The following is a 13,532-nucleotide window of genomic DNA, read 5'->3' on the forward strand; positions in this document are numbered from 1 at the left end:
GCAGATATAGTAAAATATGAGTGTCTTAAAGTGAAAATTTATAAATAAAGAAGGGTTTATACGTGTCAGAATTAATTATATATAACGGCAAAGTTTATACTGAAGATGGCAAAATCGATAATGGTTACATTCATGTGAAAGATGGACAGATTGTTGCAATTGGAGAAGGGGATGATAAAGCAGCAATTGATAATGATACGACAAATAAAACTCAAGTGATTGATGCTAAAGGTCATCATGTATTACCAGGTTTTATTGATATACATATTCATGGTGGTTATGGTCAAGATGCAATGGATGGGTCATACGATGGCTTAAAATATCTATCCGAAAATTTGTTATCTGAAGGGACGACATCATACTTGGCCACTACAATGACGCAATCTACTGATAAAATAGATAAAGCACTTACAAATATTGCTAAATATGAAGCGGAGCAAGATGTTCACAATGCAGCGGAAATTGTAGGTATACATTTAGAAGGACCATTTATATCTGAAAATAAAGTTGGTGCTCAACATCCGCAATACGTTGTACGCCCATTTATCGATAAAATTAAACATTTTCAAGAGACTGCTAACAGATTAATAAAGATTATGACGTTTGCACCTGAAGTTGAAGGTGCAAAAGAAGCGCTTGAAACGTATAAAGATGACATTATTTTTTCAATTGGTCATACAGTGGCAACATACGAAGAAGCAGTCGAAGCTGTTGAGCGAGGAGCTAAACATGTCACGCATTTATATAATGCAGCGACGCCATTCCAGCATAGAGAACCAGGTGTTTTTGGAGCAGCATGGTTGAATGATGCTCTACATACCGAAATGATTGTTGATGGCACACATTCTCATCCGGCATCGGTTGCTATTGCTTACCGTATGAAAGGTAATGAACGTTTTTATTTAATTACCGATGCAATGCGTGCAAAAGGTATGCCTGAAGGAGAATATGATTTGGGTGGACAAAAAGTAACTGTTCAATCGCAACAAGCACGTCTTGCAAATGGTGCGCTTGCTGGTAGTATTTTAAAAATGAATCATGGGTTACGTAACTTAATATCATTTACAGGTGATACATTAGATCATTTATGGCGAGTAACAAGTTTAAATCAAGCCATTGCATTAGGTATCGATGATAGAAAAGGTAGTATTAAAGTAAATAAGGATGCAGATCTTGTTATTCTAGATGATGATATGAATGTAAAATCTACAATAAAACAAGGTAAGGTTCACACATTTAGCTAATAAATAATCATAATTAAATGTATGCAATAGATTTAATCTGTTAACATAAGCACTTTATATTATGATAAAATAGAAGCAATAACATTTTTTTCTGGGGGTGTCTAAATGGGAAGGCGATAACATGTAGTTGTAATTTAAGTCATAGTGATAAATTTGAATGCGTGTTACCCATGAGTGACACATATAACATGGAGGTGAATCCCTAGAAATAGGGAATTAATTGGAAACTTCGACCATAATTAGTTTGATTATATTTATTCTATTAATTGCATTAACCACTGTATTTGTTGGTTCAGAATTTGCATTAGTAAAAATTAGAGCAACAAGAATTGAACAGCTAGCAGATGAAGGAAATAAACCTGCTAAAATAGTAAAAAAGATGATTGCTAATCTAGATTATTATCTTTCTGCTTGTCAGTTAGGTATAACAGTAACATCTTTAGGGTTAGGTTGGCTTGGTGAACCAACGTTTGAAAAGCTATTACACCCAATATTTGAAGCAATCAATTTACCAACTGCATTAACGACGACGATTTCGTTTGCAGTGTCATTTATAATCGTTACGTATTTGCATGTAGTACTTGGTGAATTAGCGCCTAAATCTATAGCGATTCAACATACTGAAAAGCTTGCTTTAGTATATGCAAGACCATTGTTCTATTTCGGTAACATTATGAAACCATTGATTTGGCTGATGAATGGTTCTGCACGTGTTATTATTAGAATGTTTGGTGTAAATCCTGATGCCCAAACTGATGCAATGTCAGAAGAAGAAATCAAAATTATTATTAACAATAGTTATAATGGTGGAGAAATCAACCAAACTGAATTGGCATATATGCAAAATATCTTTTCATTCGATGAAAGACATGCAAAAGATATAATGGTACCTAGAACTCAAATGATTACACTAAATGAACCTTTTAATGTAGACGAATTACTAGAAACAATAAAAGAACATCAATTTACGCGTTATCCAATTACTGATGATGGTGATAAAGACCACATTAAAGGATTTATTAACGTCAAAGAATTTTTAACTGAATACGCTTCTGGAAAAACGATTAAAATAGCAAACTATATACATGAGTTGCCAATGATTTCAGAGACAACACGTATCAGTGATGCATTAATTAGAATGCAACGTGAACATGTACATATGAGTCTTATTATAGATGAATATGGTGGAACGGCAGGTATTTTAACGATGGAAGATATTTTAGAAGAAATCGTTGGAGAAATTCGTGATGAATTTGATGATGATGAAGTGAATGATATCGTTAAAATTGATAATAAGACATTCCAAGTAAATGGCAGAGTACTATTGGATGATTTAACTGAAGAGTTCGGTATAGAATTTGATGACTCTGAGGATATTGATACGATAGGTGGATGGTTACAATCTCGTAATACCAATTTACAAAAAGATGATTACGTGGATACAACTTATGATCGCTGGGTTGTTTCAGAAATCGATAACCACCAAATTATTTGGGTGATATTAAACTATGAATTTAATGAAGCGAGACCTACTATCGGACAGTCTGATGAAGATGAAAAATCAGAATAGATATTAATATATAAACCAACTAAGAATGATTTAATTCATTTTTGGTTGGTTATTTTTTTGACTAAAATTAATGAAAAGTGAAAATAGTATTGGAACTCAATATCTTTAATGATTTAATGAATATTTTTTATTGAAAGCGATAATTCGTATTAATTGAGTTTATTGAAAAATTTAGGGTAATGTAAAGATATAAAAGATACATAGATTGGAGAGATATAAAGATGTTGAATGAGATACAAATATTAAATAATGGATACCCGATGCCTTCAGTTGGATTAGGTGTTTATAAAATCTCTGACGAAGATATGACTAAAGTTGTAAATGCTGCAATTGACGCAGGCTATAGAGCGTTTGATACAGCATACTTTTATGATAATGAGGCTTCACTAGGACGAGCATTAAAGGATAATGGCGTCGATAGAGAAGATTTGTTTATAACAACGAAGTTATGGAATGACTATCAAGGTTATGAGAAAACATTCGAATATTTCAACAAATCGATTGAAAATTTACAAACTGATTATCTTGATTTATTTCTAATACATTGGCCTTGTGAAGCAGATGGTCTATTTTTAGAAACATATAAAGCTATGGAAGAACTTTACGAGCAAGGTAAGGTAAAAGCAATAGGTGTATGTAATTTTAATGTTCATCATCTAGAAAAATTAATGGCTCAATCAAGTATCAAACCAATGGTGAATCAAATTGAGGTACATCCATATTTTAACCAACAAGAATTACAAGAATTTTGTGATCGTCACGATATTAAAGTGACTGCATGGATGCCTTTGATGAGAAATAGAGGACTACTAGACAACCCTGTCATTGTTAAAATTGCTGAAAAATATCATAAAACACCAGCACAAGTTGTATTACGTTGGCATTTAGCACACAATAGAATTATTATTCCAAAATCTCAGACACCTAAACGCATTCAAGAAAATATAGATATTTTAGATTTTAATTTAGAATTAACAGAAGTAGCTGAAATTGATGCTTTAAATAGAAATGCAAGACAAGGTAAAAATCCAGATGATGTGAAAATTGGGGATTTAAAATAACTGGATGTTAAATTTTACGTTTATGAATGCCTTTTAATGTGTACATTAAAATAAATGAGTTGGTTTTTACTATTTGATAAAACAATACTCAGGTACATTCAAAATCTTTTAAATAAAAAGGATGGACATAGATGAAAATTAGAGTCGTCATTCCTTGTTTTAATGAAGGGGAAGTCATTACACAAACACATCAACAATTAACTGAAATACTTTCACAAGATAGTAGTGTGAAAGGCTATGATTATAATATGCTTTTCATAGATGATGGTAGTACGGATACCACTATAGATGAAATGCAACATCTTGCCACAATAGATAGGCATGTCAGCTTTATTTCTTTTAGTAGAAATTTTGGAAAAGAAGCAGCTATGATTGCAGGTTACCAGCATAGTACTGAATTTGATGCAGTCATCATGATAGATTGTGATTTGCAACATCCACCTGAATATATTCCGAAAATGGTTGAAGGTTTTATGGAAGGCTATGATCAAGTGATTGCAAAGCGTGATAGAAGTGGTGAAAATTTTAGTCGCAAAACATTAAGCCATTTGTATTATAAGTTAGTTAATTGCTTTGTAGAAGAAGTACAATTTGATGATGGTGTTGGTGATTTTAGACTTTTAAGCCAAAGAGCTGTTAAATCCATTGCATCACTTGAAGAATATAATCGATTTTCAAAAGGGTTATTTGAATGGATAGGCTATAATACTAAAGTGTTTACGTATCAAAATGTTGAGAGACAAAAAGGGGAATCTAAGTGGTCCTTTAAAAAGTTATTTAATTATGGTATTGATGGATTGATTTCCTTTAATAGTAAACCTTTGAGAATGATGATTTATCTTGGCTTGTTTATCTTTTCAATAAGCGTGCTATATATTATCTATTTATTCATCAATATTATGATATCTGGTGTTAATATTCCGGGATATTTTTCAACGATTGCAGCTATTTTATTATTAGGCGGCATACAGTTAATTTCAATTGGTGTTGTAGGTGAATATATTGGCAGGATATATTATGAAGTTAAGGCACGTCCTAAATATATTATTCAAGCTACAAATCTTTCAAGTATTGAAAATGATGAGAAGGATACCCATAAAGTTTATTCTAAATAAACAAAAAAAGAAGCCCTCATTAATGGGAGCTTCTTTTTAGTCTTTGCATTTTATTTTATAAATAAATCGGATTATGACGTAATGTCTAATTTGTGTAATGTTACAGTCATCGTAGTTCCTACATCTATATCACTGCTTACACTGATTTTTGCGTTATTTTGTTGCGCGAGTTCATTAGCTATATATAAGCCTAATCCAGAACCACCCGTTTTTGTATTACGAGAGTTTTCTACTCTGAATGTACGTTCGAATATACGTTCTTGTAGTTCTGGTATAATGCCAATACCTTCATCGCTAATAGCAATGTCGATAGTATCTTGATCTTTGTTTTCACTAATATTAATATCAATGCGACTACCAACATTTGAAAATTTTAGCGCATTATCAAGTAAGTTTGTTAAAATACGCTCAAGTGGCGTTCGATATTGATAAAATGCATCAATTTCGCTACAGAAATTCACTTCTAATGTGCGGTTTTCATGTTTGATACGTTGCTCATATGGTTGCAATATTGATACAAGTAATTGGTCTAGTTGTATTAATTCTGGGGGATATGTTTTACCTGTATTTAAAGTGATAATATGAGTCATATCATCAAATAATGTTGATAATCTGTTTGCTTGTTTAATTAATATGTCGTATGACTCTTTAATCTCATGATCCTTTGTGATTATACCATCACGTAGTCCTTCAGAATATGAAATAATGCTTGCTAAAGGTGTTTTTAAATCATGGGCTAAGTTTTGAATCAGTTCTGTTTTTTCTTGTTGTTCGGATTTAATTTGATTCATTTGTTGCGTAATTTCAGAAGCCATTTTATTAAAAGATTGATTTAATTCATAAATTTCTTTTGGTGAATTAAACGTTTTATCATTGCTTGCGTAATTTCCGTTAGCAAATTGCTTAGTTTTTATATTAAACTGCTTAATTTTTTGTATAAGTGGATTAATAAAAATACTACATATTAATAAGGTTAAACAGCTTGTAATTATTGTCGTTAAGGTCAAAGTTAGTGTCATATGGCCGTTAAACCACATTAAAATATATGCAATTGCTAAAATAGTTGAAGTTAATAGTATACTCGATACGACGCCAATAATGATTTGACTTCTAATTGATAACACCATTATCGGCTCCTTTCAAATTTATATCCTAATCCCCATACAGTTGTGATGGTATATGTTGTAAAGCTCTCTTTTTCTAATTTTTCTCTAATACGGTGTATATGGACATTCACGGTATTAGCATCTTCGTAATAGTCATATCCCCAAACTTTTTCAAGTAATTCTGATTTAGAAATAACTTCATTTTCTCTAGAAGCTAAATACCACAATAACTCAAATTCCTTAATACGCATAGGGACTTCGTGACCATTTACAGTCACAACTTTACTTAAGTTAATAAGTGTTAATTCATCAAACGACAGTTGTTCAACTGGTTGATGATGGTATTTCTTCATTCTTGTAAGTAAATTATTAATACGTAAAACGAGTTCCCTTGGACTAAATGGTTTTTTGACATAGTCATCTGCACCTAAAGTTAAGGCGTAAATGGTATCATGTTCTTGTGTTTTGGCAGTTAAATAGATAAAGGGGATATCTAATTTTTGCCTTTTCATTTCTTTGACAATGTCGTAACCATTAACTTCTGGCATCATGATATCAAGTACCATGATATCAATATCATTTGATAGTAAAGAAATTGCTTCTTTACCGCTAGTTGTCGTTGTTACTTTGTAACCTTCATATTCAAAATAGGTTTGACAAATGTCTACAATGTCTTGTTCATCATCCACGATCAGTAAGTGGGTCATCTATTTTTTCACCTCTGTTCTTACGACCTCTAAAGTAATTAATGATTTCTTTAAGTGAAATCTGTTTTAACAATGAGTGACTCATTAGTAAAAGGATAAAGAAAGTTAATTGAAGAGGATACGTAAATATCATATCTGCTAAGATATAATTTATCATAACAAAGGCTCCAAAGAAACTAGCAGCATATGCAAAAACTCCAAAAATTAAACCTAATCCAATTGCAATCTCTCCGAGTGGGACAACAATATCAAATAATGACGTCGTATGTGCAACTATATTTGCGAAAAACCACTTATACCACTCTGGTGAATCAGTATTGTTAGCGATGACTGGTACTAAACCTTTCAGCGTAAATCCGCCCGTTAATTTTTCGTAGCCTTGCATTAACATAACAATACCTGAACCCACACGAATGATAAATGTAACGAGTAGCAATAATTTATTCATGATGTTCACATTCTTTCTATTTATTGTGTGTAATTTATATAAACATAAGATTAAGCAACATAATGCGATTTGTAGTGTTATGTGAACAGGAAGTGTTTGAGCTCATGGGTTGCTTAAGCTAAACAAACCTCAAGCTCTAAAAAAATTTTACTTATGTGCTCTACAATCTTATGGGATTTAATAGTTGTATATATATTGAAAAAAGGAAAGTATGATTTCTACAAGCTAGGGGGGCTGTGAAATCATACGCTTTCCATTGAGTAATGAGTGTAATGTATATTTTTAAAATTTGTAATGTATAGTAATAGTATGTTGTAAATAAAAGTTTAACTCAGAAATTGATTATTTTAATTTAGCGCCGCCGAAGATGACGTGAGCTTTTTTACAATAGATTGTTACTTCATCATATTTGCTTAAATCTACATTTTTAAGATCAAATGTTTGTTTTTCTTTATCGTAGTCAACCATTGCGATTTCTTTACCGTTTTTAATGTCGCCATTTTTTGTTAGGTAGACGTATAAATCTGGACCTTTTGATGATTTGTAGTTAGTAAGCATTAATTTACCATTTTTAATCTCAGCTTTACCTTCAACAGTTTCACCGTTTTTAGAACTGAATGTACCTGTTAGGTGTTTTGTTTTATCAGTTTTAACATTGCTATCTTCTGACTTTGTTTTTTGTTCAGTTTTGTTACCTTGATCTTGTGAATTAGAATTACCACAAGCGCCTAAAGTTAATACAGAGGCAACAGCACCAACTGCTAAAAAATATTTTGTATTCATGCTAACTCCTCATTTCTTCAATTTGATAAGTTAAGTTTAAAATGAAGGCAAATAATATGCCATTAACTAATTCTTAACTTCGTTTAAATATCGCTTAACTAATATTGAAGAAAGAATAATTTGAAAATGAAAATAATTGTCTGATTTAAATAAATAGGAGTCAAAATAAGAGGAGGGCATTTTTTTAGGTGAGAAAATATTTATCTGAACTAGATAACACTATAAAACACTTCTGATATTTTGAACTAAGAATATCAGAAGTGTTTTATAGTTTTGGTATTAAAATTTATAAACCTTTTGCCACAATAAAAACAACAAGAAAATAAGATAGACGATTAAATACAAGTACCAATATGGTGTTAAAACCATCATAACGATAAATGAAATGTTAATAATGATAAGTCCTTTAATCATTAGTTTCTTTATTTTGTTATTATTTTCAGCAGTTTCATCTAAGCTATTAAATGTTGAAATAAACAACATAATACCACCAATGATGAAAATTGCAGGGGCTAAAAATGGAATAGACATATATATTGATTGTGTACTTGAAAAGTCGGTAACACGTTGCGTTAAACTGACAACAATCGTTAATATGATAGCAATAAATTTTTGGTCTGTAATGTATACAGGTTTTAATTTTTTATCAATGTAAAACTGTAGTATCGTCCAAATGATAAACATCGTTATAGTACACAGAGTAATAAAGTTATATTTATCAATTATGAATGTATTTATAAAGGCGTTTATCGTAATAGATAACAACATTGCACTTAATGATAAATGTTGCATTTGATGCCTATATAAATTGAATCCAGTTATAAGTACGACGATAGCAATATTAATTAATATATATAAAATCATGATGGACTCCTGTTCGTTATACTTCAATCAACTATTATATCAATTAATATATTGTTATTCATTAGATATGACTTGTAAAAAGTAAAATAAGTTATCCTTTATACACCTTTTTTATTACTCCAAAGTAATGTATGAAGTTGTGGTAACACATAAACGTGATTCATATCATTACTTTGCATAACTAAATCCACCAACTGCTCGTAGCGTTCTAACAACTTTTCGGTATGATTATCTACGCTGTCTGATAAATATGGGTTACCAACTTGTAAATAGAAGGGAATATCTGGATAACGGTGGTGTATCATTTTGGCAAAATCATAATCTTTATCGTCGAATACAACTACTTTTAAGTTTAATGAGGAAGGTACGCATTGTGTAATCACTTCATCTAACTTTTTTAAATCAGGTGTCATAGTTGAACTTGGTGGTTTTGGACTAATCGTTAAATCATCAATTTGTGTCATCCAAGGTTGGAATTTACTGCCTTGTGTCTCCAGTGCGCTGAAAATACCTTTATCTTGAAATAAGTCAACTAACTCTTGGATACCTTTAATTAATGCTGGGTTACCACCAGAAATTGTAACGTGATTAAATAAATCGCCACCAATTCGTTTTAATTCATCATAAATTTCTTCAGCGGTCATGAGTTTTATATCGCCTTTAGCACTACCATCCCAAGTAAATGCAGAATCACACCAGCTACAGCGATAATCACATCCAGCTGTTCTCACAAACATCGTTTTTCTACCGATTACTCGACCTTCACCCTGAATGGTTGGACCGAATATTTCGAGTACAGGAATTTTAGCCATTAGTTACACCTGTTCCTTTGGTCTAAATACAACATAACTTGTTGGTGTTTCTCTTACAAATACTTGAATACATTTTGGTTGGTGTTCGAGCGATGCCAAATTTTCTTTAACAATTTGATAAATTGTTTCCGCTACGATTTCAGTTGAAGGGATTTTGTTTTTAAAAGCAGGTAAGTTATTTAACAGTTGATGGTCAAATTTACCGTGTATCATCTTTTTCAAATGGCTAAAGTTCACTAAGAAGCCAGTGTCATCTAGTTTATCACCGACAATTGTTAAATTAACAAAGTAAGTATGACCATGGACATTTTGACAAATACCTGCTTCTTCACAAGGAATGTGATGTGCAGCCGAAAAATTAAAGTCTTTATTTAATTCGAATTGATATGGATGCGTTGTACTAGGATAGATTTGTTGTAACATTTTAAAGCGCTCCTTTACTTTCAAGATATTGATTTAGTCCACGTTGACGTAAATGACAAGCTGGACATTCACCACAGCCATCCCCAATGATACCGTTATAGCATGTTAATGTTTTTGTACGAATATAATCTAAAACTTCGAGTTCATCACTTAATTTCCACGTTTCTGCTTTGTTTAACCACATTAAAGGAGTATGAATGACAAAATCTTTGTCCATAGCTAGGCTTAATGTTACGTTCATTGATTTTATAAAACTATCGCGACAGTCTGGGTAGCCTGAAAAGTCTGTTTCACATACGCCTGTAATAATATGCTTAGCCCCAATTTGATAAGCTAGAGCGCCTGCAAACGACAAGAAAAGTAAATTTCTAGCTGGAACAAATGTATTAGGTATACCATCTTCATTATTAGTAATTTCCATATCATGTTGTGTTAATGCGTTTGGAGTAAGTTGTGATAATAATGACATATCTAAAACGTGATGTTTCATTCCTTGATCTTGTGCAATTTGTTTTGCGACTTCAATTTCAGTATCATGTCTTTGGCCATAATTAAACGTTACGAGTTCAACTTCTTTGAAATGTTTTTTTGCATAAAAGAGACATGTTGTACTGTCTTGACCACCACTAAAGACAACGATGGCTTTTTCATTATTTAATACACTTTCCATTTTGTAATTGCTCCTATCATTAATAATATTAATAAAGAGGTTAATGGCATTGATAAGCCCGTTTTTAATTTATAAAATAAAAAAAGCCTATCTCCATAAAAGATAGACGAAAGAAATGGGTTGCTCCTATAATATATATTAAAGGTTTACCAACGAATGTTTGAAATTTCAATGTCTAGTTTTTTATAGAGGGTTTCAGCTAGGAACCTCTGATATTCATTTATGTACGATGAATAGAATATACTATATATTAGTTAAAATCAAGGTCAGGATAATGACAATGCTTTTAAAGTTTTAGCTACATCCAATACATATTATAAAAATAAAACACATTTAGAACGGAGTATACAATGATTCTAGTCATAGATAATAATGATTCATTTACATATAATTTAATAGACTATATTAAGACTCAAACGAAACTAACAGTTCAAGTTGTTGGTATTGATAATCTGCTGATAGAAGACGTCATTAATATGAAGCCAAAAGCAATTGTTATTTCACCTGGGCCGGGTAATCCGGATGATTATCCTATATTGAATGAAGTGTTAGAACAATTTTATCAGCGTGTACCTATACTAGGTGTATGCTTAGGATTTCAATGTATCGTGTCTTATTTTGGTGGAAATATCATTCACGGCTATCATCCTGTACACGGACATACTACACAGTTACGCCATACCAATGAAGGTATTTTTCAAGGACTGCCTCAAAATTTCAATGTAATGCGTTATCATTCATTAATTGCTGACGGAGCGACTTTTCCAAATTGCTTAAAGATTACAGCCAAAAACGATGAAGCGATTATTATGGCATTTGAGCATATTACATTTCCGGTTTTTGGTGTGCAATATCATCCTGAATCTATTTTGAGTGAATACGGTTATCGACAAGTTGAATTATTTTTATCGAAGGTAGGTGATTACTGTGAGAATAGAATATAATTATCGCTACTATTTAACTGAAAATGAATATAAGCAATACCATATTCAATTAAAGGGATTTATAAAGAAGTATGTTGCTACTAAGTTGGCTGATGTGGGAGAAGTGATACACTTTGCACAAGCGCAGCAACGACAAGGTAGATATGTCTCGTTATATTTAAGTTACGAAGCGGCAAAGTATTTTAATCATGTTATGTGTACACATTCATTAGCTAAAGATGATATTTATGCAGTAGCTTATAGTTTTGAAAAAGCGGAAAGCATAAATTCAACATATGAACATCAAACTTCTTATGTATCAAAGCATCATTTTTCATTTGTTGAATCTTCTGAGGTTATGATGACTAATATTAAACGTGTCCAACAAGCAATTGTTGAAGGCGAAACGTATCAAGTGAACTATACGGCGCGCTTAACGGATAACATTTATTATCCTATTAGTACTTTATATGAACGATTAACTCAATTTAGTAATGGTAATTATACTGCGTTATTACAAACAGATGAAATCCAAGTAGCGTCTATCTCACCAGAATTATTTTTTCAAAAAGGACAGTTTAACAATGTCGATAACGTTATCATAAGCAAACCGATGAAAGGGACAATGCCTAGAGGTAAAACGGAAGCTGAAGATCAACAGTATTATAAAACATTGCAAACTTCTTCGAAAGATCGTGCAGAAAATGTCATGATTGTTGATTTACTAAGAAACGATATAGGGAGAATATCACAGAGTGGCTCAATTAAGGTGTATAAACTATTTTTTATTGAGGCATATAAAACTGTATTTCAAATGACTTCGATGGTAAGTGGTACTTTAAAAACTAATACAGACCTAACTCAAATCTTAACATCGTTATTTCCTTGTGGTTCGATTACAGGTGCACCGAAACTGAATACAATGAAATATATTAAACAATTAGAAAGTTCACCTCGTGGTATATACTGCGGAGCAATTGGACTATTACTTCCAACTGAAGATGATAAAATGATTTTTAATATTCCGATTCGTACTATTGAGTATAAATATGGACAAGCGATTTATGGAGTCGGAGCAGGTATTACAATTGATTCTAAGCCAAAAGATGAAGTGAATGAATTTTACGCAAAAACCAAGATTTTGGAGATGTTATAATGCAATTATTTGAAACAATGAAAATTGAAAATGGACATATCCCTAGACTTACTTATCATACTAATCGCATAAAATGTTCTTCTGAGCGATTAAACTTTAAATTTGATGAACATGCATGGCGAAATGAATTAAACGATGTAACAACAAAGTATCACAGTGGCCAATATAGACTTAAAATCGTATTAAATGCTGAAAGCGAATTTGAAACGATAGTGTCACCTTTACCTGAGAAAAGTAGTTTTACAGCAAAATTTCAAGTGTTGCCCAAAGTAGTTAATCCAACTTTTATAAATAATAAAACGACAGAACGAAAGCATTTAGCTCACAATCATGAAACAGATTTAATATTGCTAACTTCAGAGGACGGCAAGGTCCTTGAATTTGATATTGGCAACATTGTCATTGAAGAGGATGGAAAATGGTACACACCAAGTTATAAAGATGATTTCTTAAAAGGATGCATGCGTGATTATTTAATAGATAGTGACAAACTTGTTGAAAAAGACTTTAATAAAAACGAATTGATTTATAAATATCATAACAATGAGATACGTTTATTTTTGATAAATAGTTTACGAGAGGTTGCCGATGTCCACCTTTGCCTTTAAAATTATTATGATAATAATGTAGAAAATGATGTGAAAACAAAT

The 13,532-nt window shown here is 31.6% G+C and carries 15 protein-coding genes; 7 read left to right on the top strand and 8 right to left on the bottom strand.

Annotated features, from left to right (window positions below; translation table 11 throughout):
* Window positions 1–62 precede the first annotated feature (62 nt).
* The 4 genes from nagA to csbB all read left to right on the top strand — a co-directional run bounded on the left by nagA (window position 63) and on the right by csbB (window position 4,990).
* The gene (nagA, locus tag IDG66_RS00075; protein ID WP_206172172.1) at window positions 63–1,244 is read left to right on the top strand and encodes an N-acetylglucosamine-6-phosphate deacetylase; all 1,182 of its coding nucleotides are present in this window, start codon (window positions 63–65) and stop codon (window positions 1,242–1,244) included.
* Between the two features lie 220 nt (window positions 1,245–1,464).
* Window positions 1,465–2,814 carry a hemolysin family protein gene (locus IDG66_RS00080; RefSeq protein ID WP_000450257.1) on the top strand — a complete coding sequence of 450 codons (1,350 nt, stop codon included), beginning with the start codon at window positions 1,465–1,467 and terminating at the stop codon, window positions 2,812–2,814.
* A 221-nt stretch (window positions 2,815–3,035) separates the two neighbouring features.
* On the top strand, window positions 3,036–3,875 hold the full coding sequence (locus IDG66_RS00085; RefSeq protein ID WP_000931239.1) for an aldo/keto reductase: 840 nt from the start codon (window positions 3,036–3,038) through the stop codon (window positions 3,873–3,875).
* A gap of 131 nt (window positions 3,876–4,006) precedes the next feature.
* The gene (gene csbB, locus IDG66_RS00090; protein WP_000702781.1) at window positions 4,007–4,990 is read left to right on the top strand and encodes a lipoteichoic acid-specific glycosylation protein CsbB; all 984 of its coding nucleotides are present in this window, start codon (window positions 4,007–4,009) and stop codon (window positions 4,988–4,990) included.
* A 71-nt stretch (window positions 4,991–5,061) separates the two neighbouring features.
* On the opposite strand, the gene saeS is transcribed toward csbB, so the two are convergent.
* The 8 genes from saeS to queC all read right to left on the bottom strand — a co-directional run bounded on the left by saeS (window position 5,062) and on the right by queC (window position 10,803).
* The gene (saeS, locus tag IDG66_RS00095; RefSeq protein WP_000244415.1) at window positions 5,062–6,117 is read right to left on the bottom strand and encodes a two-component system sensor histidine kinase SaeS; all 1,056 of its coding nucleotides are present in this window, start codon (window positions 6,115–6,117) and stop codon (window positions 5,062–5,064) included.
* A complete protein-coding gene (gene saeR / locus IDG66_RS00100; protein ID WP_000149344.1) occupies window positions 6,117–6,803 on the bottom strand; it encodes a response regulator transcription factor SaeR in 687 nt (228 codons plus the stop codon). The genes saeS and saeR overlap by 1 nt, the downstream gene beginning before the upstream one ends.
* Entirely contained in the window at window positions 6,778–7,251 is a 474-nt protein-coding gene (locus tag IDG66_RS00105) for a DoxX family membrane protein (protein ID WP_001037807.1), read from the bottom strand. Before IDG66_RS00105 ends, saeR begins: the two co-directional genes overlap by 26 nt.
* A gap of 342 nt (window positions 7,252–7,593) precedes the next feature.
* Complete coding sequence (locus IDG66_RS00110; RefSeq protein ID WP_001093562.1) at window positions 7,594–8,034, bottom strand: DM13 domain-containing protein; 441 nt, start codon at window positions 8,032–8,034, stop codon at window positions 7,594–7,596.
* 279 nt (window positions 8,035–8,313) lie between these two features.
* Window positions 8,314–8,898, bottom strand: a complete 585-nt coding sequence (locus tag IDG66_RS00115) for a hypothetical protein (protein ID WP_000604990.1) — start codon at window positions 8,896–8,898, stop codon at window positions 8,314–8,316.
* 98 nt (window positions 8,899–8,996) lie between these two features.
* Window positions 8,997–9,710, bottom strand: coding sequence for a 7-carboxy-7-deazaguanine synthase QueE (queE, locus tag IDG66_RS00120; RefSeq protein ID WP_001062972.1), 714 nt, complete (start codon window positions 9,708–9,710; stop codon window positions 8,997–8,999).
* A 3-nt stretch (window positions 9,711–9,713) separates the two neighbouring features.
* Entirely contained in the window at window positions 9,714–10,133 is a 420-nt protein-coding gene (gene queD, locus IDG66_RS00125; protein ID WP_000941336.1) for a 6-carboxytetrahydropterin synthase QueD, read from the bottom strand.
* 1 nt (window position 10,134) lies between these two features.
* Entirely contained in the window at window positions 10,135–10,803 is a 669-nt protein-coding gene (gene queC / locus IDG66_RS00130) for a 7-cyano-7-deazaguanine synthase QueC (protein WP_000446724.1), read from the bottom strand.
* Between the two features lie 350 nt (window positions 10,804–11,153).
* Here queC and IDG66_RS00135 point away from each other — a divergent pair, with 350 nt between their 5' ends.
* The 3 genes from IDG66_RS00135 to IDG66_RS00145 are packed head-to-tail and all read left to right on the top strand — an operon-like array spanning window position 11,154 to window position 13,490.
* Entirely contained in the window at window positions 11,154–11,747 is a 594-nt protein-coding gene (locus tag IDG66_RS00135; protein WP_000604515.1) for an anthranilate synthase component II, read from the top strand.
* Window positions 11,731–12,882 (top strand): chorismate-binding protein, encoded by a 1,152-nt coding sequence (locus IDG66_RS00140; RefSeq protein ID WP_001217797.1) that lies wholly within the window; start codon window positions 11,731–11,733, stop codon window positions 12,880–12,882. Before IDG66_RS00135 ends, IDG66_RS00140 begins: the two co-directional genes overlap by 17 nt.
* Entirely contained in the window at window positions 12,882–13,490 is a 609-nt protein-coding gene (locus tag IDG66_RS00145) for an aminotransferase class IV (RefSeq protein WP_001175787.1), read from the top strand. Before IDG66_RS00140 ends, IDG66_RS00145 begins: the two co-directional genes overlap by 1 nt.
* Window positions 13,491–13,532: the final 42 nt, after the last annotated feature.

Source organism: Staphylococcus sp. EG-SA-18 (assembly GCF_017151825.1).
GTDB lineage: Bacteria > Bacillota > Bacilli > Staphylococcales > Staphylococcaceae > Staphylococcus > Staphylococcus aureus.

Excerpts from the sequence above, each read along its gene's own strand:
- IDG66_RS00085 (WP_000931239.1), top strand. The coding sequence starts at position 3,036 with ATGTTGAATGAGATACAAATATTAAATAATGGATACCCGATGCCTTCA.
- csbB (WP_000702781.1), top strand. The coding sequence starts at position 4,007 with ATGAAAATTAGAGTCGTCATTCCTTGTTTTAATGAAGGGGAAGTCATT.
- saeS (WP_000244415.1), bottom strand. The coding sequence starts at position 6,117 with ATGGTGTTATCAATTAGAAGTCAAATCATTATTGGCGTCGTATCGAGT.
- saeR (WP_000149344.1), bottom strand. The coding sequence starts at position 6,803 with ATGACCCACTTACTGATCGTGGATGATGAACAAGACATTGTAGACATT.
- IDG66_RS00105 (WP_001037807.1), bottom strand. The coding sequence starts at position 7,251 with ATGAATAAATTATTGCTACTCGTTACATTTATCATTCGTGTGGGTTCA.
- IDG66_RS00110 (WP_001093562.1), bottom strand. The coding sequence starts at position 8,034 with ATGAATACAAAATATTTTTTAGCAGTTGGTGCTGTTGCCTCTGTATTA.
- IDG66_RS00115 (WP_000604990.1), bottom strand. The coding sequence starts at position 8,898 with ATGATTTTATATATATTAATTAATATTGCTATCGTCGTACTTATAACT.
- queE (WP_001062972.1), bottom strand. The coding sequence starts at position 9,710 with ATGGCTAAAATTCCTGTACTCGAAATATTCGGTCCAACCATTCAGGGT.
- queD (WP_000941336.1), bottom strand. The coding sequence starts at position 10,133 with ATGTTACAACAAATCTATCCTAGTACAACGCATCCATATCAATTCGAA.
- queC (WP_000446724.1), bottom strand. The coding sequence starts at position 10,803 with ATGGAAAGTGTATTAAATAATGAAAAAGCCATCGTTGTCTTTAGTGGT.
- IDG66_RS00135 (WP_000604515.1), top strand. The coding sequence starts at position 11,154 with ATGATTCTAGTCATAGATAATAATGATTCATTTACATATAATTTAATA.
- IDG66_RS00145 (WP_001175787.1), top strand. The coding sequence starts at position 12,882 with ATGCAATTATTTGAAACAATGAAAATTGAAAATGGACATATCCCTAGA.